Annotated in this window: 21 protein-coding genes and 1 tRNA gene; 15 read left to right on the forward strand and 7 right to left on the reverse strand. The window is 51.1% G+C overall.

The window, feature by feature from the left end:
• Positions 1 to 4 precede the first annotated feature (4 nt).
• The gene (locus tag PSCS_RS05185; RefSeq protein WP_068810726.1) at positions 5 to 2,908 is read left to right on the forward strand and encodes a TonB-dependent receptor plug domain-containing protein; all 2,904 of its coding nucleotides are present in this window, start codon (positions 5 to 7) and stop codon (positions 2,906 to 2,908) included.
• 58 nt (positions 2,909 to 2,966) lie between these two features.
• Here PSCS_RS05185 and PSCS_RS05190 read toward each other — a convergent pair whose 3' ends face one another.
• Positions 2,967 to 3,467 (reverse strand): RrF2 family transcriptional regulator, encoded by a 501-nt coding sequence (locus tag PSCS_RS05190; protein ID WP_068810727.1) that lies wholly within the window; start codon positions 3,465 to 3,467, stop codon positions 2,967 to 2,969.
• A gap of 168 nt (positions 3,468 to 3,635) precedes the next feature.
• On the opposite strand from PSCS_RS05190, the gene hmpA reads away from it, so the two are divergent.
• From hmpA to arsB, 5 genes are all read left to right on the forward strand, one after another.
• Positions 3,636 to 4,853 (forward strand): NO-inducible flavohemoprotein, encoded by a 1,218-nt coding sequence (gene hmpA, locus PSCS_RS05195; RefSeq protein ID WP_068810728.1) that lies wholly within the window; start codon positions 3,636 to 3,638, stop codon positions 4,851 to 4,853.
• 140 nt (positions 4,854 to 4,993) lie between these two features.
• Positions 4,994 to 5,326: a metalloregulator ArsR/SmtB family transcription factor gene (locus tag PSCS_RS05200; RefSeq protein ID WP_068810729.1), complete on the forward strand. Its 333-nt coding sequence runs from the start codon at positions 4,994 to 4,996 to the stop codon at positions 5,324 to 5,326.
• Positions 5,327 to 5,384: 58 nt separating this feature from the next.
• Positions 5,385 to 5,870: an arsenate reductase ArsC gene (locus PSCS_RS05205; RefSeq protein ID WP_068810730.1), complete on the forward strand. Its 486-nt coding sequence runs from the start codon at positions 5,385 to 5,387 to the stop codon at positions 5,868 to 5,870.
• Positions 5,867 to 6,598, forward strand: coding sequence for an arsenical resistance protein ArsH (gene arsH, locus PSCS_RS05210; protein ID WP_068810731.1), 732 nt, complete (start codon positions 5,867 to 5,869; stop codon positions 6,596 to 6,598). The genes PSCS_RS05205 and arsH overlap by 4 nt, the downstream gene beginning before the upstream one ends.
• Before the next feature lie 26 nt (positions 6,599 to 6,624).
• Positions 6,625 to 7,641 (forward strand): ACR3 family arsenite efflux transporter, encoded by a 1,017-nt coding sequence (arsB, locus tag PSCS_RS05215; protein ID WP_068810732.1) that lies wholly within the window; start codon positions 6,625 to 6,627, stop codon positions 7,639 to 7,641.
• A 234-nt stretch (positions 7,642 to 7,875) separates the two neighbouring features.
• On the opposite strand, the gene PSCS_RS05220 is transcribed toward arsB, so the two are convergent.
• Positions 7,876 to 8,259: an energy transducer TonB gene (locus PSCS_RS05220; RefSeq protein WP_068893810.1), complete on the reverse strand. Its 384-nt coding sequence runs from the start codon at positions 8,257 to 8,259 to the stop codon at positions 7,876 to 7,878.
• Positions 8,260 to 8,506: 247 nt separating this feature from the next.
• Positions 8,507 to 8,884: a DUF2750 domain-containing protein gene (locus PSCS_RS05225; RefSeq protein ID WP_068810734.1), complete on the reverse strand. Its 378-nt coding sequence runs from the start codon at positions 8,882 to 8,884 to the stop codon at positions 8,507 to 8,509.
• Positions 8,885 to 9,025: 141 nt separating this feature from the next.
• On the opposite strand from PSCS_RS05225, the gene ppnN reads away from it, so the two are divergent.
• The 8 genes from ppnN (at position 9,026) to PSCS_RS05265 (ending at position 17,112) form a co-directional block, all read left to right on the forward strand.
• The gene (gene ppnN, locus PSCS_RS05230; RefSeq protein ID WP_082866724.1) at positions 9,026 to 10,501 is read left to right on the forward strand and encodes a nucleotide 5'-monophosphate nucleosidase PpnN; all 1,476 of its coding nucleotides are present in this window, start codon (positions 9,026 to 9,028) and stop codon (positions 10,499 to 10,501) included.
• 203 nt (positions 10,502 to 10,704) lie between these two features.
• Complete coding sequence (gene sufB, locus PSCS_RS05235) at positions 10,705 to 12,141, forward strand: Fe-S cluster assembly protein SufB (RefSeq protein WP_068810735.1); 1,437 nt, start codon at positions 10,705 to 10,707, stop codon at positions 12,139 to 12,141.
• Positions 12,142 to 12,302: 161 nt separating this feature from the next.
• Positions 12,303 to 13,052: a Fe-S cluster assembly ATPase SufC gene (gene sufC / locus PSCS_RS05240; RefSeq protein WP_068810736.1), complete on the forward strand. Its 750-nt coding sequence runs from the start codon at positions 12,303 to 12,305 to the stop codon at positions 13,050 to 13,052.
• 1 nt (position 13,053) lies between these two features.
• On the forward strand, positions 13,054 to 14,406 hold the full coding sequence (gene sufD, locus PSCS_RS05245; RefSeq protein WP_068810737.1) for a Fe-S cluster assembly protein SufD: 1,353 nt from the start codon (positions 13,054 to 13,056) through the stop codon (positions 14,404 to 14,406).
• A 1-nt stretch (position 14,407) separates the two neighbouring features.
• On the forward strand, positions 14,408 to 15,625 hold the full coding sequence (locus PSCS_RS05250) for an aminotransferase class V-fold PLP-dependent enzyme (RefSeq protein WP_068810738.1): 1,218 nt from the start codon (positions 14,408 to 14,410) through the stop codon (positions 15,623 to 15,625).
• A 35-nt stretch (positions 15,626 to 15,660) separates the two neighbouring features.
• Positions 15,661 to 16,020 (forward strand): HesB/IscA family protein, encoded by a 360-nt coding sequence (locus tag PSCS_RS05255; protein WP_068810739.1) that lies wholly within the window; start codon positions 15,661 to 15,663, stop codon positions 16,018 to 16,020.
• Positions 16,021 to 16,074: 54 nt separating this feature from the next.
• Positions 16,075 to 16,608, forward strand: coding sequence for a putative Fe-S cluster assembly protein SufT (gene sufT, locus PSCS_RS05260; protein ID WP_188619161.1), 534 nt, complete (start codon positions 16,075 to 16,077; stop codon positions 16,606 to 16,608).
• Positions 16,609 to 16,683: 75 nt separating this feature from the next.
• Positions 16,684 to 17,112, forward strand: coding sequence for a SufE family protein (locus PSCS_RS05265; RefSeq protein WP_068810740.1), 429 nt, complete (start codon positions 16,684 to 16,686; stop codon positions 17,110 to 17,112).
• Between the two features lie 28 nt (positions 17,113 to 17,140).
• Here PSCS_RS05265 and PSCS_RS05270 read toward each other — a convergent pair whose 3' ends face one another.
• Genes PSCS_RS05270 through PSCS_RS05280 form a run of 3 tightly spaced genes read right to left on the reverse strand, consistent with a single transcriptional unit; the run spans position 17,141 to position 18,977 of the window.
• Positions 17,141 to 17,845, reverse strand: a complete 705-nt coding sequence (locus PSCS_RS05270; protein ID WP_068810741.1) for a tetratricopeptide repeat protein — start codon at positions 17,843 to 17,845, stop codon at positions 17,141 to 17,143.
• Positions 17,846 to 17,866: 21 nt separating this feature from the next.
• Positions 17,867 to 18,553 (reverse strand): tetratricopeptide repeat protein, encoded by a 687-nt coding sequence (locus tag PSCS_RS05275; RefSeq protein WP_068810742.1) that lies wholly within the window; start codon positions 18,551 to 18,553, stop codon positions 17,867 to 17,869.
• Complete coding sequence (locus PSCS_RS05280; protein ID WP_068810743.1) at positions 18,540 to 18,977, reverse strand: SEL1-like repeat protein; 438 nt, start codon at positions 18,975 to 18,977, stop codon at positions 18,540 to 18,542. The genes PSCS_RS05275 and PSCS_RS05280 overlap by 14 nt, the downstream gene beginning before the upstream one ends.
• Before the next feature lie 236 nt (positions 18,978 to 19,213).
• Between PSCS_RS05280 and PSCS_RS05285 the strand changes: the two genes are divergently transcribed.
• Positions 19,214 to 19,290: transfer RNA gene (locus PSCS_RS05285), tRNA-Arg, on the forward strand.
• A gap of 91 nt (positions 19,291 to 19,381) precedes the next feature.
• Here the strand turns inward: PSCS_RS05285 and PSCS_RS05290 are convergent.
• A complete protein-coding gene (locus PSCS_RS05290) occupies positions 19,382 to 20,572 on the reverse strand; it encodes an ISL3 family transposase (RefSeq protein WP_068809987.1) in 1,191 nt (396 codons plus the stop codon).
• Between the last annotated feature and the right edge of the window lie 77 nt (positions 20,573 to 20,649).

Raw genomic sequence — 20,649 nt, forward strand, 5'->3', positions numbered from 1 at the left:
GGTCATGGATCGTTTACGTCTGACGAAACGAGGTCTGCTACGCCGTCTGGTTCAACTAAATGCCTGTTTAGCAATCCTGCCTTTAGCTGTTCATGCACAACAAGAAACAACCGAGTCAGAAGATATTGAAGAAGTCGTGGTAACTGGCTCTTTCATTCGTAATAGCGCGTTCGCGCAAAATTCACCCGTCGATACTGTCAGCCAGTCAGACTTGTTTGAGTCTGGCGCCCCCAGTATGTCGAATTACATTCGTGATATGACATACACACAAAATACCGATGTGGTATCTAATGTTCTCGCCACACAGGATGGTTCACAGGATTCAGTTGGAGCCAGCTTTAACTTGCGAGGCCTTGGTGAAAACTCAACCCTGACTCTGGTTGATGGTATCCGAACTATTGCCGCGTCTGTTTCAACATCCGTCCCCGAAATTGCGATTGAGCGATTGGAACTGGTTTTGGACGGTGGCTCCGCACTGTATGGTTCTGATGCGGTTGCTGGTGTGGTGAATATTATTCCCATGAAGGAATTTGAAGGGTTCCGAACTCGAACCTTCTACCAACGCACCCAGGATGGTGCCATGGAAGATATGAACCTGTCAGCCATGTGGGGCAAGTCCTTTGATAACGATGTCAGTTATGTCGGTGCGTTTGAGGCCAGAACCAAGACGCCGCTAATGCAGTACGAACGGCCGCGGGAATGGATGATGGACGACGGGTCTTCGGTTTCAGGGAGTCCAGGCACCTGGCGGCAGAATGTAGGCGCTGATCCTAATATTAATTTGTACCAATCTCATGGAGGCACGCTGGAGGGTTCGCTACTTGTCGACCCTGCTTGTGGCACTTTCAATGATGGATACCCTGGACACGGTCAGGGGAAATTTCCAACTCCATCCGGGGTGCCTGTTGGCAGTTTCTGCCGATTTGAATACACCAGTATGTTTGCTTATTCCGCCGAGAGCACTGACTATAATGCCTATAACACGCTGACCTGGGAAGCCTCGGACTGGCTACGTTTCAATGCTACATTGAACAATGCCTACCGTGTCTCCAGTCTGCGAACCACATCGACAACTGCCGTTAACGGCAATAACCGGGCAGCATTGATTGTCCGGGCTGATCATCCGGCGAATCCCTGGGGGTTTGATGTGTCGCCATATACATGGCGCCCAATAGCGCATTCCTATACTCATTTACCACAGCACCTGGACCCCGGTGATGGCGCGCGGGAATATGAGTTTCATACCAGTGTTAACCGTTTGAAAGTCGGCGCTGAATATGACATCAGTGATTCCTGGGTGGGCTATACCTATTATTCCAAGCAGGAAATGAAGAGCATGAGTGATTCTTACTCAGTGCATTTGGGTAAACTACAGCTAGCCTTGGAAGGGCAGGGTGGACCTAACGGGAATGAGTACTGGAATCCCTTTGGAACTTCAGACCCCAGACACCCTAATTTCGATCCGGCGTTGGGAAACAGTGAAGAACTAACCAACTGGATCTTTGAGCGCGATGCGAACTTCGTCACTTCCAGAGACTATCTGGATATCTTTGAAACGGTGGCCACTGGTGATGTAGTTGATCTTTGGGCGGGTACTGTTCAAATGGCGCTGGGCTATCAGTGGCGTGACCTTGAAGAGAACAACTATGCCAATCCTTTTGATGCTGCTGGCTGGGACTACAATACCGTTATTGGTGCACCGCTTCCGAAAGATGAACGTTTTTTCTCTGAAACCCGCGCCATTTTTGCAGAATTTCAGATACCGTTGCTAGAAACAGTGGATTTACAGGTGGCTGGCCGTCATGAAGAGTTTACCGACTTTGGACTAGAAACAACCACCCCGAAAGTTGCACTACGCTGGGAAGCACTGCCTTCTTTGGCTGTTCGCGCATCTTGGGGAGAAAGTTTCCTGGCACCAACGCCATCTCAGGCACGTCCTTTTGTGCAAGGTGAAAACTGTGGGGAGATCTTCGATGGCCAAGATCCATTTACGGGGCAGCAACTGACTGGCGGGGCACAATGTAGTTCTGGTAATCCAGCGCTAGGTCCTGAAACATCTGAGATACGCAATTTCGGGTTTACCTGGGAGCCAAGCGGCCAACTGGATGGATTGAGCCTGTCAATGGACTACCAGGAAATTGAATACACGGATCGAATTCGCTCTTTGACTGAAGAAGACACCGTTGCGTTCCAATTTCAGCAGTTTGTTGCTGAAACCGGCGTTTCTGCAGGCAGTTATGATCCCACGCCGGGCTCTGCAACACGGCAACAGGCAGATGCCTGGTTACGCCAGTACTCACAAAACCCTAGTGCGCCTGTTGTTCGTGATGAAGATGGCAATGTGCAGTTTGTCTATCGCCAGGACACCAACATTTCATCGGTTTGGGTGGATTTGTTTGATGTGAAAGCGCGATACACATTAAACACGAATGATTGGGGTACTTTTGCGGCCACGTTGCAGTCGACCTACTATGAAACATACGAGTATGAAGGTCTGTTTGGTGGGCGTCAGCCAGCACTGGGATTACAGAACGCTGATACGGGTATCGTGCCGCCGTTGCCTCAATATAAAGCCAATTTGCGAGTGAACTGGTTCCGTGACAATCAAAGTGCATCCATTGCGGTGAATTACTGGGATAATGTGGAATTTGATGCCGTCGCCATTGACCGATACGGGGATGGCTGGACGGCGCCAGATACCATAGAAGGTGAAGCGAGAACTGATGTGCGCTACGCCATCATCCTTGATGACTACCTGAACAGTGAGTTCACCGTCAGTGTCGGTGTTAACAACATCTTCAACGAAAGGCCTCAGCAGTTGCCGATTTCTGGTGGCTTTGAATCGAGGCTGTCAACGCCATGGGGGCGTCAGTTCTGGATGTCTGTGGAATGGCTACCAGGGTTCTGATCATGCATGCTTGCTTGTTTTAACCTTGCTAAAAAGCGCTAATGGATAAAGTGTGTCGTTAGCGCTTTTTTTTGTTCTGATCAGTCATTGTGTTGGAAATGATGATAGGGACTACTGTTGATACCGATTCATTCTTACCTGGGCTGGAGACCCCGGGGAAATCAGGCAGAGTATCAGCCACAGTATAATCGCCCAGGTGATTGATCATGGCATTCATCGCCTGCTGAAGAATGCCTTTTAGCCCGCAGTTACCAGCAATGCGGCAAGTATTGGTGGTATCGTCAAAGCATTCGACCAGAGTCAATGAGGGTTCCAGTTCGAGTACCAGGTCCTTGAGATTCATTTGTTCTGGGGCTTTGAGTAACCTGATCCCGCCACCTTTTCCCTTACTGCTCTCTATGTAGCCGAGTTGAGCCAGATTGTGCACCACTTTCACCAGGTGATTCTGCGATACACCATAAAACCCAGCAATTTCCTTGACGGTGCAACGTCGCTCATGATGAATCGCCAGATACATCAGTACGCGTAATGAATAGTCCGTGAATCGCGTGAGCTGCATTGCTGTTTTTCTCTCTCTATAACTTGACTTCCAAATATATATTCAATATAACAGTTTATTAATATGTAAGTGAAATACATATTAAAAGGCCGTCAGGCTAAATTAATGGTTCAAACTCGGTGTAACAGCGGTTGTGAATCAGGTTTAATTGTTGTGAAGGGAAGAAAAATGTTATCAGATCAAACAGTTGCTATCGTTAAATCTACCGCTCCGGTTTTACAGGAGCACGGTGAAACACTGACCCGGCATTTCTACGAACGGATGTTCAGGGTAAACCCGGAGGTTAAGCCTTTCTTTAACCACAGCAACCAGAGTGAGGGCAGCCAGCAGCGTGCCTTGGCCGGTGCAATTGCAGCCTATGCCGCCAATATTGATAATCTCGAGGCGCTGGGCGGAGCTGTTGAGCTGATCGCACAGAAACATGCTTCTTTGCAGATTAAACCCGAGCACTATCCGATAGTCGGCGATAATTTGCTCGCTTCCATCAAAGAAGTGCTGGGAGAGGCTGCGACGGATGAGATCATTGCTGCCTGGGCAGAGGCATATCAGTTCCTAGCGGATATATTGCAGGGTAGAGAGACGCAAATTTATGCCAGTCATGCTAAGAAAGCTGATGGCTGGACAGGTTTTCGCAAACTCAGTGTTGTGGACAAAGTCAAAGAGAGTGAACTGATTACATCTTTTTACCTGCAAAATAGTGATGGGACAGACTTGCCGGTCTATTTGCCGGGCCAGTACATTACAGTACGGTTACCAACGCCGGATGGCAGTACCACGATGAGGAATTACAGCCTGTCAAACAAACCGGGGGCCGGGCATTTCCGTATCAGCGTTAAACGTGAGACTGGACCTGAGGGGAAGGGGTATGTGTCTAACCTGTTACATGACTCACTGTCTGTCGATGATGAGATTGAAGTCGCGCCACCTTGTGGTGAGTTCTACTTAAACCCAAAGGACAAACATGAACGCCCTCTGGTGCTGCTGGCAGCGGGTGTTGGTATTACCCCCATTATAAGTATTCTGGAAACGGCTTTGGAAGCCACTCCTGGTCGGCAGGTCGTGCTCGTGCACGGTTGCCTAAATCCGAATGTTCAGGCTTTCCGAGATGACCTGGATGAATTAGCAGAATCACATGATAATCTGTCGGTTCATTACTGTTACAGCGATTTGAGTGAAAATGAAGTGCTCACGCATAAGAATGCCTCTGCCGGCCTGGTCTCTGCTGAGCTGGTTGAATCTCTGATCCCCAACCGACACGCTGACTATTACTTCTGTGGCCCCAAGCCTTTTATGGTGTCGATATATCACGAGTTGCTGAAGTGGGGGGTGCCTGGGTCACAGGTGCATTTTGAGTTCTTCGGCCCTCGCCAGGAGCTTGAGTCCTAAACAAGCTTGTGGAATTTACCAATCAGGCCGCTGAGTTATAGGCTGGCGGCCTGGTATGTCTTTTCGGTTTCTGTTTTGGCTTGTCTTTCGCTTTCATATATATGAAAATCCACATATATGAAAAAACACATGTATTAAATATGTCTCCTCTAAAATTTTATAAATGTCTTGCTGACGACACCCGACTGAAATCTTTGCTGTTGTTGGTCAGTGTCCGGGAAGCTTGTGTTTGTGACCTGATGGCCGCGCTGGAGCTGGATCAGCCCAAAATATCCCGCCACCTCGCCGAGTTGAGAAAGTGCGGCATTGTGATGGATGAGCGCAGAGGACGCTGGGTGTATTACCGCATTCATCCGGACATGCCTGACTGGGTGATGCAGGTGTTGTGGGAGACCAATCAAGCCAATGCAGATTACATCGCCTTATCGCTGAAACGATTAAATGCTTCCGTTCAAAGTGCTGCTTGCTGCTAATCACCCTATAGCGAGCAATGTTTTTGGGAATATCTGAGGAAAAAAACCGGGGTCAATCATGAAAGTATTGTTTATCTGCACTCATAATCGGTGTCGCAGCATTCTCTGTGAAGCGATTGCCAATCAGGTGGAGGGAGTTCCGGGAGAGTCCAGAGTTGAGGCCAGGAGTGCGGGCAGTGAACCAGCAGGTGAAGTTCACCCCAGCACACTGACAGCACTCCAGCGATCCGGGTACAGCGTGGAAGGTCTGGTGAGCCAAAGTTGGGATGTCCATGAAGGTTTTGCGCCGGACTTAATCATTACCGTCTGTGACAATGCTGCCAGCGAAGCCTGTCCGGTCTGGTTTGGTCAGGGTGTCAAAGTACATTGGGGGCTTGCCGATCCGTCCAAACTGGAAGGTTCACCGCAGGAGATTGAAAAAGCCTTTGCTTTTACGATCATGACGGTGGAAGAGCGCATTCGTGCTCTGCAGCGTGTTGCTGAGCTCGGTGTAAAGGGTGATGCATTGCAACGAGCCATGGAATCGATAGGAGCAAGAGGATGAGTCAGGAGGTCAAATCACTGAATGCTGAGCTGCCTAATGTTGAAGAGCCGCAGTTTCGGCAACCGCGGGCGAGTGATTTTTCGCCACAGGAAATTGCACACAAGCCTCGTATCCTTTTGCTTTATGGCTCTATTCGTGAGCGCTCCTATAGCCGTCTGGTCGTAGAAGAATCGGCACGTTTGCTGACAGCCATGGGTGCTGAGGCACGGATATTCAATCCCGAAGGGCTTCCCCAGCCAGATAGTGGCGATGCCAAGCATCCCAAGGTTGCCGAGCTCAGAGAGCTGATGATGTGGTCAGAGGGGCAGGTCTGGTGTTCACCTGAGAGGCACGGCGCCATGACGGGTATTTTGAAAAGCCAGATTGACTGGGTGCCACTAAACCTGGGAGGTGTCAGACCAACGCAGGGGAAAACGCTGGCGGTAATGGAAGTCAGTGGTGGATCGCAGTCGTTTAACGCAGTCAATCAGATGCGCATATTGGGGCGTTGGATGCGTATGTTCACTATTCCTAACCAGTCATCAGTGGCCAAAGCATTTCTCGAGTTTGAGGACAATGGCCGAATGAAGCCATCGCCGTATTACAACCGGATTGTGGATGTGGTTGAGGAGCTGTTCAAATTCACCCTGTTACTGCGACAGCATAAAGACTACCTGGTTGATCGCTATTCTGAGCGTGTAGAAAGTGCTGAGCAACTTAGTCAGCGTGTTAATCAGCGGTCGATCTAGATTCGGACTGTATAAGAGGAGATATCATGGGTTTCTTTGAGCGTTATTTAAGTGTCTGGGTCGGAATGGGAATTGTTGCCGGTATCATACTGGGTCAGGTATCACCTGCGATGTTTGAGATGGTTGCTGCGATGGAGTATGCCCACGTTAATCTTGTGATTGCCGTTCTGATCTGGTTAATGATCTACCCGATGATGGTGCAGGTGGACTTTTCTTCAATCAAGGATGTGGGTAAGCGTCCCCAGGGTATCTGGTTGACCCTGATAATTAACTGGCTGATTAAGCCGTTCTCCATGGCCGCGCTGGGCTGGTTATTTTTCCGCGTTATTTTTGCCGACTGGGTTGATCCCCAGTCAGCCAATGAGTACATCGCGGGCATGATTCTGTTAGGCGTGGCTCCCTGTACGGCTATGGTGTTTGTCTGGAGCCAGTTAACCAAAGGGGATGCCAATTACACGTTGGTGCAGGTGTCGATCAATGATGTCATCATGATTTTTGCTTTTGCACCGATAGCCGGTTTCCTGTTAGGTGTCAGTGATATCACGGTGCCATGGGGGACACTGCTGATCTCCGTTATTCTGTATGTTCTGGTACCGTTGTTGGCAGGTGTGGCAACCAGAGCATTGCTCAACCGTGAAGGTGGAGAAGAGAAGCTGACGACGTTTCTTGACACCATGAAACCCTGGTCCATCGTGGGGTTGCTGGCAACAGTCGTCGTTTTGTTTGGTCTGCAATCTCCTACCATTTTGTCGCAACCACTGGTGATTGTATTGATCGCGATTCCGTTGCTGATTCAGACTTATGGTATTTTTGTGTTGGGTTACTTCAGTGCAAGGTGGATGAAACTGCCACAGGACGTTGCCGCACCCGCATGTCTGATTGGTACCTCGAACTTTTTTGAGCTGGCTGTGGCGGTAGCAATCTCTTTATTTGGCCTGCAGTCAGGTGCAGCCCTGGCGACGGTAGTGGGGGTGTTGGTGGAGGTGCCTGTGATGCTGTCTTTGGTGGCTTTTGTCAATCGAACCAAACATTGGTTCCATTAAGTAGTGGTTCTATTGAGCAGTGGCGGGATTTCAAACAGTTTGGCTGTGTATCAGCTAAAGCAAAGCCGGACCCGTTGCGAGTCCGGCTTAGGTTGAAATATTGCTTTCATTGTTTTTCATATTGATCCCGTGTGTCATTGTTTTTATATCTGTTCAACGGCTTGTGACCGTTCTTCGCACTATCACTTACGGGTCTAAAGTGGCAGGCGGAGTGTTTGGTTCGGAGTTAGGGTATTACTCCTGGCCAACAAAGCTGAAGCGCATGACTGAACGGACTGGTACCGCGTTTTCACCACCGGCAAACACAGGCTCGAACTTCCAGTTTTCCAGGGCATCAACAGCGGCGCGGCCAAACAGGTAAGCTGAGCTTTCACGAATCGCTGGCTCGGCAACAGAACCGTCAGGGTTTACTGTGAACTCTACCAGTGTATAACCTTCGATACCGCTCATTTCAGCGTGCTGAGGATACTCTGGAGCAGGTGCTGTAATAGCACGTAATGATTTGCTGCTGTAGTACTCAAGAGAGTCGGCGCTGGCACTGCTGGCCATCATGACACCTGATGCAACACAAAGGATCGCAGCGGCTTCAGGCAGTTTGGCTAGGATAGAAGATTTCATGATCATACCTCGATATTTCAATTCAGTTAGTTGGCTTGGGTAGACAGCGAAGCAGTCCGGGTTTGCGCTTAGAGTCGATCCTGACTCGCTGTCTGGTTAAGATAAAGCAAAAGCGATGCCAACTTTTTAAAAGTGAGTTATATCAAGGGTGTGGCGGTGATCGGGGTGGTCTTAAGGGGGTGCCGGGAACAATGTGGTGCGCACTTTTAATGCAGTGTGCACCGAGATGAAACCAGAATTAACCTGTTTATTCGTCGCTAAGAGATTTGGCCAGATCGGCAGGCTCAACTTCCATGCCACTGAGTTCTGCATCCCAGTTGGTGCCAACCAGGGCGTCGTCTTCATGCATACCGGGTAGCCACTCGATCAGGAAGTCTTCGACGCTGATGGACTTTGCCTGATAAACAGACCACTCTTCCACACACAGAGCCTGTGCGTAATGTTCTTGTGACCAGAAGGGGAAGACGTCAGTCTCTTCGTATTCGATAGAGGGGCAGACAGCCCAGCCATCTTCGTTAGCCAGTCCCCAGACCAGACCCGATTGCTTGACTTCCGCAAGGAAGCGCTGATGGTTTTCCTGATCATCATCAGAGAAAGGGGCGTCATTTGTGGTTGTATCGTTCAAACTGCTGTCTCCTGCCAGTCAATCAGACTGCGTTATAATGGGCATTGCCTGCTAATTGACTAGTTTAATGGATTCACACCCTGGCATGAAGGTAAATTGCGGTAATAGCAATAATTTCGGTAAGAACTCTAAGGATGCGTTATGACAATACCAGAAACCTCTGCAACCCAGTGTCGCTCTGGTGACGGACAAACCGGTGCGACTACCATTCCGCTGGCTTCTGTTGCTCCCAGCGGCAGTCTGGAGTTGCTCTCCCAGCAGGAAATTGTCCAGCTGCGGGAAACAGCCAAGGGGGAGTTGTACGAGCTCTTTCGCCGCTGCGCGCTGGCGGTGCTGAACTGTGATGGGCTGTCTGACAGTGCCGAAGAGGTCTACCGGCAGTTTGCCGATTTTGATATTGAAATCGTTCAGCGTACTCGCGGGATTAAACTGGAATTGAAAAATGCGCCGGCCTGCGCCTTTGTTGATGGCAAAATCATGCGCGGGGTGCGAGATCATCTGTTTGCGGTATTGCGAGACATTGTGTTTGTGGCCAGTGAACTGTACCGCCTCGGTGAGCAGGATCAGACCGGCTGGACCGGTCACTTTGACCAGGCTACCTGGCATCAGGGCGATGAGCAGACAAGTAACCTGGTATTTCATATTTTACGCAATGCCGGCCTGATGCTGCCACGCAAGCCGCCCAGCATGGTGGTGTGCTGGGGTGGTCATGCGATTTCCCGGGAAGAATATGATTACAGCAAGTCGGTTGGCTATCATCTGGGCTTGCGTGACATGGATATCTGCACCGGATGTGGTCCAGGTGCCATGAAAGGGCCGATGAAAGGTGCAGCGGTCGGTCATGCCAAGCAGCGTAATACCAAAGGACGCTACGTCGGTATTACTGAACCGGGCATTGTCGCTGCGGAATCACCCAATCCGATCGTTAACCATCTGGTGGTGCTACCGGATATCGAGAAACGGCTGGAAGCTTTTGTCCGTTTTGGTCACGGTATTATCGTTTTTCCCGGAGGTGTCGGGACACTGGAGGAAATTCTGTTTTTGCTGGGTACGCTGATGTCGCCTGAAAATAAAGCGTTGCGCATGCCCTTGATATTCACAGAGCCCGCCAGTAGCCAGGGATACTTTCGGCAAATCGACCGCTTCCTGGTTGATACATTGGGAGAGGGCGTCAGGGAGTATTACACCATTGTTGAAGATGATCCGGTGCAGGTAGCACGCCTGATGCAGGAGGGGGTAGCAGATGTCGGTGTGCAACGCCGATCCAATCGTGACGCCTTCTATTTTAACTGGTCCTTGAGTATCCCTTCTGAAATGCGGGTGCCTTTTGAAGTCACCCATGAAAGTATGGCGGCGTTGAACTTGAGCTTTGATTTACCCGCAGCGGAACTGGCGGTGAACCTGCGACGTGTCTTCAGTGGTATCGTGGCCGGCAACGTCAAGGATCACGGTGTTCGTCTGGTGCGTGAGCATGGCCCGTTTGCATTGCAAGGGGAACCGGCGTTGATGCAGGCCATTGATAAGTTATTACAGGGGTTTGTGTCAGCCGGGCGCATGAAGCTGCAGCGTGAGCAATATCATCCCTGTTATGTGATTCAGGCACCTGAAAGTGCTTGAGCCTGTCAACCCGTGAAACTGAAGGGGAAGCGGCTTTCTGCGGGTCGAGCGGAATAGTTGACTGTTTCACTCGGATATTCGATAATTTACCTTCTGATTCAGTCCGGGTTGATCCCGGCATTTCTTAGCTATTTTGCCGGGTTGTCAATGCTTAACGACAGCAACCCGGCTTCATACAGCGTTACAAGAGAGGCTACGCACGCATGAGTGAACAAGTCGAAAGCCTGATCCGCCAAGATTACGCGGCAGGGTTTCATTCGGCTATTGAGTCCGATACCTTGCCCCCTGGCCTGGATGAAGATGTCGTCCGGTTTATTTCTGCGGCCAAGGAAGAGCCTGAATGGATGCTCGAATGGCGTCTCAAAGCGTACCGTGCCTGGAAAGAAATGGACGAGCCAACGTGGGCGCATGTGCATTATCCGGAAATCGATTTTAAGTCGATTTCGTATTACAGCACACCCAAGAGCATGAAAGATCGCCCTAAAAGCCTGGACGAAGTCGATCCTGAGCTGCTGGAAACCTATGAGAAACTGGGCATTCCTCTGCATGAACAGGAAGCCTTGGCGGGTGTTGCGGTTGACGCGGTGTTTGATTCTGTTTCTGTGGTGACCACGTTTCGCGAGAAGCTGAAAGAAGCTGGCGTTATTTTCTGCCCGATCAGCGAAGCAATTCGTGAGTATCCAGAGCTGGTACAAAAATACCTCGGCTCGGTTGTTCCCCAGAAAGACAATTTCTATGCTGCGCTGAACTCAGCAGTATTTTCTGACGGTTCCTTTGTCTACATTCCCAAAGGCGTTCGTTGCCCCATGGAGCTTTCAACCTATTTCCGGATTAATGAGTTAAACACCGGACAGTTTGAACGCACACTTATCGTCGCTGATGAGGGATCGCACGTCAGTTACCTCGAAGGTTGCACGGCCCCAATGCGCGATGAGAATCAGCTGCACGCGGCTGTAGTTGAGCTGGTGGCACTGGATGGTGCGCGAATCAAATATTCGACAGTCCAGAACTGGTATCCCGGCGACAAGGAAGGCAAGGGCGGTATTTATAACTTCGTTACCAAACGTGGCATTGCTCATGATAATGCCAGCATATCCTGGACCCAGGTAGAAACCGGCTCGGCGGTAACCTGGAAATACCCCAGCTGTATTTTGAAAGGTGATAACAGTGTGGGCGAGTTTTACTCGGTGGCGCTGACCAATAATTTCCAGCAGGCTGATACCGGCACCAAAATGATTCACCTGGGCAAGAATACACGCTCTACGATTATTGCCAAGGGTATTTCAGCCGGCCGCAGTGACAGTGCCTATCGTGGCCTGGTGCGAATCAATCCGGCAGCTGAAGGTGCGCGGAATTTCACCCAGTGTGATTCATTGCTGATTGGTGATCGCTGTGGCGCTCACACATTCCCGTATATTGAAAACCGGAACGCGTCGGCGGTGATTGAGCACGAGGCGACGACCTCCAAGGTCAGTGATGATCAGATGTTCCTGTGCCAGCAACGTGGGCTTGATGCCGAGAAAGCCGTGTCCATGATTGTGAATGGTTTCTGCCGTGAGGTGTTCAAAGAGCTGCCGATGGAATTTGCCGTGGAAGCTGGCAAGTTGCTGGAAGTCAGCCTTGAAGGCTCGGTGGGCTGACGCATCTGTCCTGTTTCCTGAAGAATGTCCCGACAGGGGTCGTGAACCAGGACCCGGCTCACTTGCGAGTGGGTGCCGGGTAAACGGTACGGATTCAGCAAGATTCGGTTTCGGTAAGATAAAAGTTAACAGAATTTTCGTTTATTGATTGGAAGACAATTATGCTGCAGATACGCGAGCTGGTTGCCAGCGTTGAAGGCAAACAAATCCTCAACGGTCTGAGCCTGGATATCAAACCAGGTGAGGTTCACGCCATCATGGGCCCCAACGGTGCCGGTAAAAGTACCCTGGGTAATGTGCTGACCGGGCGTGAAGGTTATGAAGTTATATCGGGTGAAGTGCTGTTTAACGGTGAAGATATGCTGGCCCTGGATATCGAAGAACGTGCCCGTGCGGGTTTGTTCCTGGCCTTTCAGTACCCGGTAGAGATTCCTGGTGTGAGCAATATGGAATTTCTCAAGGCGGCGGTTGATGCACGCCGTTCGCATATGAAGCAGGAAGAACTGTCTTCCTTTGATTTCATGAAACTGGCACGTGAGGCCAGCAAAAAGGTGAGCCTGGATGCGGCTTTCCTCAAACGTGGCGTCAATGAAGGGTTCTCCGGTGGTGAGAAAAAACGCAATGAAATCCTGCAGATGATGATGCTGGAGCCCAGCCTTTGTGTGTTGGATGAAACGGATTCCGGCCTGGATATTGATGCTCTGCAAGTGGTCGCAGATGGCGTTAATGCCATGCGTGATAGCGAGCGCAGTTTTATTGTGGTGACACATTACCAGCGCCTGCTGGATTACATTATTCCAGATTACGTCCACGTACTGGCCAATGGTCGTATTGTGAAGTCGGGAGATAAAGAACTGGCGCGCGAGCTGGAAGCCAAAGGCTACGGTTGGCTGGAAGGCGAGGTGGCGTAACATGGCTGCGAATGAATTTCAGCAGCACGCCCTCTCTGTCGCTGACAGCCAGCAGGCCAATGCCGCTTTTGCCGAGCGTCGTGCTATTGCTGCGGAACGTTTTGCTGCGACTGCCTGGCCTGGCAGAAAGACGGAAGCCTGGAAATATACCAGTTTGCGCTCATTGCAGGAGCTGACCGAGGCCAGCTTTGCAGAGCAGGCTAAAGCCATCGAATTACCTGAGGCAGTGAAGGCTGTCGACAGTTATCGACTGGTATTTGTCGATGGCGTGTTCCAGGCAGACCTTTCCGGGGACCTGCCTGAGTTTGCCTGTCGTTTCAGTGAGGCCAATGCTGAGCAGAAGGCTTTTATTAATGAAAAACTGGGCACGGTCGTTGCGACTCAGACCGAGTCTGCGCGTAACCTCTTTTCTTATCTGAATGATGCCTGGCTGCATGATGGTGTTTTGTTACACCTGCCACGTGGTGCATCGCTGAATAAGCCGTTGTACCTGGTGTATGTGTCAACCTCAGAGGCGGCGAATGCAACGCTGGCGCATCAACGCCTGCTGGTGTGGCTGGAAGATAACAGCCAGGCCAATGTGATCGAGCACTATCTGAGCGAATCTGTGGCCAGTAATGATGACGATGTTAGCAGCCTGACTAACGGCATCACAGAAATCCACGTTGGTCAGAACGCACAGCTGCATCACACACGCCTGAACCTGGAAGACGAAGCGCATACCCATATTGGTGGCGTACACCTGGCGCTGTCACGTGACAGTGTAGCCAAATGTTTTGCGCTGGGGGAAGGTGGTCGACTGAAACGTATTGACTATCAGATCAGCCATAATGGCCCGGGTGCCGAGTTGATCATGCACGGTGCCTATCTGGCCCGTAACAAACAATTGATTGACTACCACACTTGTATCGAACACCGCGAGCCGCATTGCAACAGCCTGGAAGTGATCCGTGGCATTGTCGGCGATAAGGCCAAAGCCGTGTTTAATGGCCGTATCCATATTCATCAGGATGCACAAAAAACGCTGGCTGAGTTGCACAATCGTAATTTGCTGACTTCGAACGGTGCGGAAGTGGATACCAAGCCTGAGCTGGAAATCTATGCCGATGATGTGAAATGTGCACACGGCGCGACGGTGAGTCAACTGGATGAAACCGCGCTGTACTATTTGCAGAGTCGTGGTATTGAAGCAGCTGAAGCGCGCATGTTGCTCAGTTATGGTTTCGTCAACGAAGTCTTGTCACAGTTGCCTTACCAGCCGCTGCTGGAATCTTTACAGGTTCGGTTGCGTGCTCGTTTTATCGATGAAGCGCGCAAGAGTGCGGCAGAAAAATTGATCGGGGAGTCTGCCTGAGATGGCTTTTGATGTTGTCAAAGTGCGCGAAGACTTTCCCATACTGGCGCAGCAGGTTAATGGTCATCCACTGGTTTACCTGGATAATGCGGCAACGACCCAGAAGCCCAGGCAGGTGATCGATGCTATCAGCCATTACTATCTGCATGACAACAGTAATGTACATCGTGGCGCACATACGATAAGTGACCGTGCTACTGCACATTTTGAGCATGCCAGGAAGAACGTTGCGCAGTTTATCAACGCCGCATCGACCCGGGAAATTATCTGGACCCGCGGCACCACAGAAGGGATCAACCTGGTCGCCAACAGTTTTGGTGGTCAGTTGAAAGCAGGTGCCAGAGTACTGGTTTCTGCGATGGAGCATCATTCCAACATTGTGCCCTGGCAAATGCTGGCCGAACGGCAGGGCGTGACGGTGGAAGTGATACCTGTCGACGAGGCAGGCGTGCTTAACCTGGACGCGTTTCACGACATGCTTGATGAGAATGTCGCGCTGGTAGCCGTGAATCATGTTTCCAATGCCCTGGGCAGCGTCAACCCAGTGAAGGAAATCATTCAGGCCAGCCAGGCAGTTGGTGCCAAGACATTAATTGATGGTGCCCAGGCTATCGCTCACTGGCCACTGGATGTGCAATCGCTGGGTTGTGATTTTTATGTGTTCTCCGGCCACAAGCTGTTCGGACCTACGGGGATCGGTGTGCTGTATGGCAAAGAAGCCTTGCTGGAAGCCATGCCGCCTTATCAGGGCGGTGGCGAGATGATTGAAACGGTCAGTTTTGCCGGCACGACCTATAATCAGCTGCCCTTTAAGTTTGAAGCTGGCACGCCAGACATTGCCGGTGTGATTGGCCTCTCAGCAGCCATTGATTATCTCAATGCACTGGATCGCCCGGCTGCAGAGCAGCATGAACAATCGCTGTTAGCCGTAGCGACTGAACGTGCGGAGTCTTTGGATGGAGTCACAGTCATTGGTCGCTCTCCGGTGAAAACTGCGATTCTGGGCTTTGTCGTGGCTGGGATTCATTCTTCTGATCTGGGTATGTTGCTGGACCAGCAGGGTGTTGCCGTCAGAACAGGGCATCATTGCGCGCAGCCTATTATGGAGCAGTACAAGATCAGTGGCACGGTCAGAGCCAGTTTCAGCTTTTATAATACGCACGAAGAAATCGATCGGTTGTTTTCGGCACTGGCCAGTGCGCGAAAACTGCTAAGTTAATTCATGATTATCAAGGATATTGCAGGGGGTGGCATATGACAGTTGAGTCTTTTAATCCGGCTGCTGCAGCCGTTTCCGTAACGCCAGCTGCTATCGCGCATTTTAAGCGTCAGCTCACACAAGATGGCGAGGCAACCGCGGTTCGTCTTAGTGTCAAAGAAAGTGGCTGCACCGGGTTTATGTATGTCGTAGACCTGGTTAAGCAGGCGGAAGCCAATGATGTTGAGCAGGCACTTAATGATGATGTGCTGCTCTTGATTGATAAAGGCAGTCTGGGTGTGGTCAATGGGACAGAAATTGATCTGGTTACCGAGGGCGTGAATCGCCAGTTGCGCTTTTTGAACCCGAATGCCAAGGACCATTGTGGTTGCGGCGAAAGTTTCTCAGTAGTCTGATAGCGCTACCGCTGTATACCGTCGCGATGCGACTGGTTGGAATTTGGAGTATCCATGCAAAGACAGATGGTTGTGGCGCAGGAGAATTGTCCTGCACGCCGAGTGCCAGATGGCACGCCAGTAGAAATCCCCAAGGACAGCTTTGTCAGTATTACCCAGGCTCTGGGCGGTAATTACACGGTAGTCCATCAGGGACAGATGCTGCGTGTGGATGGTACGGATGCGGCGAGGCTAGGGTTGGAACCAGAAACACTAAGTTTTCCAGAGCCCACTGGCCCCGAGATAGATGAGTCGCAGGTCTGGGAAGCGCTGGGTACTGTCTACGATCCTGAAATCCCCGTCGACCTGGTTAATCTGGGACTGATATACAAGGTTGTCATCGATCAGGCAACATCAACAGTCAGTATTGATATGACCCTGACAGCACCGGGTTGTGGCATGGGGCCAGTGCTCGTTGGTGATGTGGAATATCGCGTCCGCAAGGTCCCGAATGTTAAACAGGTCGCGGTCGAACTGGTGTTTGACCCGCCCTGGAACCGGGACATGATGAGTGAAGAAGCGCAGCTGGAAACCGGGATGTTTTTCTGAGGCTTGCAATGAGCTGAACTTCACCCACTACTCAACAAGATCAGGCGTCAGATTAGGAATTGATCAGGAAAAAGCATGGCAAAAGAGTTTGGTACAGACATCACCAGCGAAGATATTATTGAAACACTGGGTTTTTTCGATAGCTGGGATGATCGCTACAAGTACATCATTGATCTGGGTAAGGAACTGCAACCGCTGCCCGAAGAGGCGCGCCAGGATGAGAATCTGATCCGGGGCTGTCAGAGCCAGGTCTGGCTGGTGAGCCGGGAAGAGGGGGATCGCCTGTATTTCTCAGTCGACAGTGATGCCTTTATTGTCAAAGGTTTGCTGGCTATTGTCATGGCTGCATACAATGGCAAAACACCAAAACAAATCCTGGATTTTGATATCGAAGGTTATTTTGGGGAAGTCGATCTGATGCGTCACCTCAGCCCGACCCGCGGTAGCGGTTTACAGGCCATGGTGGCACGGATTCGGGAGATTGCTGCCAGAAAACAGGGGTGATGCAAGATCATCGTTGTGCTGCAGCGGATTAGCCCCGATTTGCCAGCACCCAGGTTGCATAATCAGACTCTGCTGTCATTCGTTGCGCCTGGGTCATGGTGCTTTCCAGTTGCGTTAGTAACGCCTCTGCCTCGGGCACTTCATTATCAATCGCCAGTTTCGTCCACTGATAAGCCTTTACCAGATCCCTTTCTACTCCGGCACCCGACTCATACAGCGTGGCGAGAAAATATTGTGCCTGACCATGATCCTGGTCGGCCGCAGCACGATACCACCTGGCAGCTTCTTTCAGCCGGGATGGACGCAGAAAGTATGAGATGGGCCAAAAAGTTGACCAGCCATCGCTGACGCCAAGGTTGTTGTAGTACAACGTTCCCAGGTTAGCCTGTGCGTTAACGAAGCCCTGTTCTGCAGCCATCCGTGTCCATCGGTATGCCTGTTGATAATCCTGCTCCACACCGCGGCCTGAGAAGTAAAGCACGCCAAGGTTGTACTGGGCAATGGCAACCCCGTTTTCTGCTGATTCCCTGAATGCTGCTACGGCACGATCCATATCCCCAGCGTCCATGGCATCAACACCTTCATAATAGGTGCTGTAATCCGGTAGCTCGGTATTCTCGTCGGCCAGTTGCACACTGTTTCCTGAAGACTGTGGGAAAGCCAGGGCTGGCAACAGGCTTAACAGGAGGGTCCAGGGCAGGAGGGGGCGGAATGAAAACAGGTTGCGGCTCATAATTGGAATTTTATGCGGTATTCAGTTCGAATGGGTTTGTCGGGATTCGTAGCTTTCAATCCACTTCAGGGCTTCCTGCTGCATCATTTCCACTTGTTCAGGTGGCATCATCTCCTGAATCAGCACCGCATTGGCAGCCGCCTCGCGGATACCAGCTGATCCGGCCAGTGTAAACCACTTATAAGCCTGGGGTACATTCTGAGGCACATCATACTGGCCATTGAACAGGATGATTGCCAACGTGAACTGAGCCTGGGCATCGCCATTATCGGCGGCTTGCCGAAACCAGTCGACGGCCGCGGCATTATCCTGAATCACACCAATGCCGTTGAGATACATCACTGCGATGTTGTACTGGGCGTTGGGGTTACCTTGTTCAGCCGCACGAGCGAACCATTGCAGGGCAATAAAGTTGTCAGCGGTTACGCCTTCACCATTGAGGTATCGATGGGCAAGCTGAAACTGCGCCCCAGCCTCACCATTTTCAGCACGCTGACGAAGGTTCTCCAGCGTTATCCGCTTTGGTGCTTCGGGCGCAGACGGAATCTGCTCAGTCTGGTTGTCGACAGTAGCCGCCGGGGCAGGTTCAGGGACCTTCTGTGCTGGTGGAGGCGTCTCCACAGGCTGCTGGGCCAGTGCAGGAACGCTGAAAGCCATTGCCTCCAGCATGAGGAATGCCAGGCCCAACCAGACTTTAGAATGACTCATACAGCTCGCTGACGTCATCACGACCGAAGTCGGACAGCATGGCATCTTCCAGCCAGTCCAGTGCTGCCTGCTCACCAGCAACCAGTTGTGATTCGCTGATGTCCTGACGAATGCTCTCCAGTGTAGACACCAACTCGCTGTCACCTTGCAAATAGGCCAGAGTCAGCCATTTAACCGCCTGAACGGGGTCTGGGCTTTCGACACCTTCACCTGCCATGTACATCTCGCCGAGCTTGCGCATGGCCTGGGTATGGCCAATATTGGCATCTGTTCGGAATTCCATTAACGCGCGGTCATAATTGCCCTGCTCGTACTGGCTGAGACCACGCTCATATTCCGCTGTCGCTGTGCCAGCCAGAGACATCAACACAGCAATTGACAGTATGCGGGAAGGGGCCGCCAGCGCGGAAAATACTGCTTTCATAGGGTTACCTGCTAAAACAACGTCAAAAAAAGATGATTATTATCGTTTACTATTATACTCAGGCCGCTTTCTCAGGCCACCCAGCAGTTTAGCATGTCAGTCCCGACAGTGGCAGTCGTGACAACAGGGTCGCCATCCAGGCCCTGTCAACCCCGAGAAAGCACTATTTTTAAGCAAAAAATTTCAAAAAACACTTTGAAAATACGCAGATTTCTATATAATACGCCCCTCTTAACGCACCCGTAGCTCAGCTGGATAGAGTACCTGACTACGAATCAGGTGGTCGCACGTTCGAATCGTGCCGGGTGCGCCATATTTCGTGCGGGCTTCAGCCGAAGCCCTTACTAACCAGAAGCCCTCGTCCGAATATTTGGCTCTACCCCATTAACGGGGGATAGCACTCATTAAACCCTGTTCACAATGCCATCCCACCCACAGTGGGCCAGCACTCGTAATCGATAGTTTTCAAAGTTTCTAAAACCATACGCTCTCCTTGAGATCATTTCCATCTTGTTGTGAAACCCTTCGGTAATACCGTTGCTTTTACTAAAGCGCCACATGGCGACAATCGGTTCCATCCAAGAGGTTAATGTCTTGGCCAATGCCTTCAGCGGACTGTCTTTCAGTTGTTCCAACAGCGCCAGATACTGTGGCAGTTTTTGCTTCATTCGTTTGACTCTGAGGGTTTTGAGCAGGATAAAGCGCATCAGCCTTTGCTTGATCAGGTACAGCTCTTTCAGGACAGGAAACTCGGCCAGGTAATCCATCAGTTTTGCGTGCTGTTCATCGCTCAGATGCCACTTATGTCGGCGCATCAGACTGAGTAGCCCGCGGTTTTTTCTGCCCTCCTGGTGGTGCTGTTGCCACAGTTTCAAAAAGTGCTGATTGATCAGTCGCACGACATGGAAACGGTCGGCAACAATCTTGGCATTGGGGAAGTGTCGTCGGGCAATACTGCGATAGGTTTCTGACAGATCCATGACCACGATCTGCACCTGATCTTTGCCTTCAACCCCTTGTAAATAGCGGCGTAGAGACGATTCTGAGCGCCCCAGTTTGACATCAAAGACCTTACGGTTGTTCAGGTCGACGAGAGTGGTGGCGTAGCCCTTTTTACGGGTAAAGAAATGCTCATCAATGCCCAGCACCTGAGGACAGGGGCGTCCGCTCATCTCTGAAGTTCTCATGCGAACCCGATACTGATACCAGCGCTCGATGGTGGCAGCGCTGATCCGATGTGTCAGTGAGAGTTTGCGCTGGGTGATACCGCCGTCATGGGCTTCAAAGACCTCCAGTCGGAAGGCTTCAGAGGCGCGGTAGCGGGGTCGAATACCCAGGAAAGGATGGCGAAAATAGCGGTGACACTTGAGACAGCGGTACTTGGGTACGCGCAGGTGCAAGGTCATTACCTTATTGCCCAGCCGGGTGTGTTTGACGGTGCGCTGATGGGTGGCTTTGATGTGTAAATGCTGGTGCTGACAGTGCTTGCAAAGTGGTCGTCGTGCGGGACTGGCCCACACTTCGAGGTTCTTCTGATGATCTATCCGTTCAATCTGAAGCTCAGGTATGCCTATAATTGTGCCTGCGAGGGACATCGGTGTTCTCCATTAAAGTGATCGTCGCAAAATCAGTTTAATGTAATGCCGGTGTCCCCCGTTAATGATGTAGAGCC

The organism is Pseudohongiella nitratireducens (genome assembly GCF_001642735.1).
In the GTDB taxonomy this organism is placed as follows: domain Bacteria; phylum Pseudomonadota; class Gammaproteobacteria; order Pseudomonadales; family Pseudohongiellaceae; genus Pseudohongiella; species Pseudohongiella nitratireducens.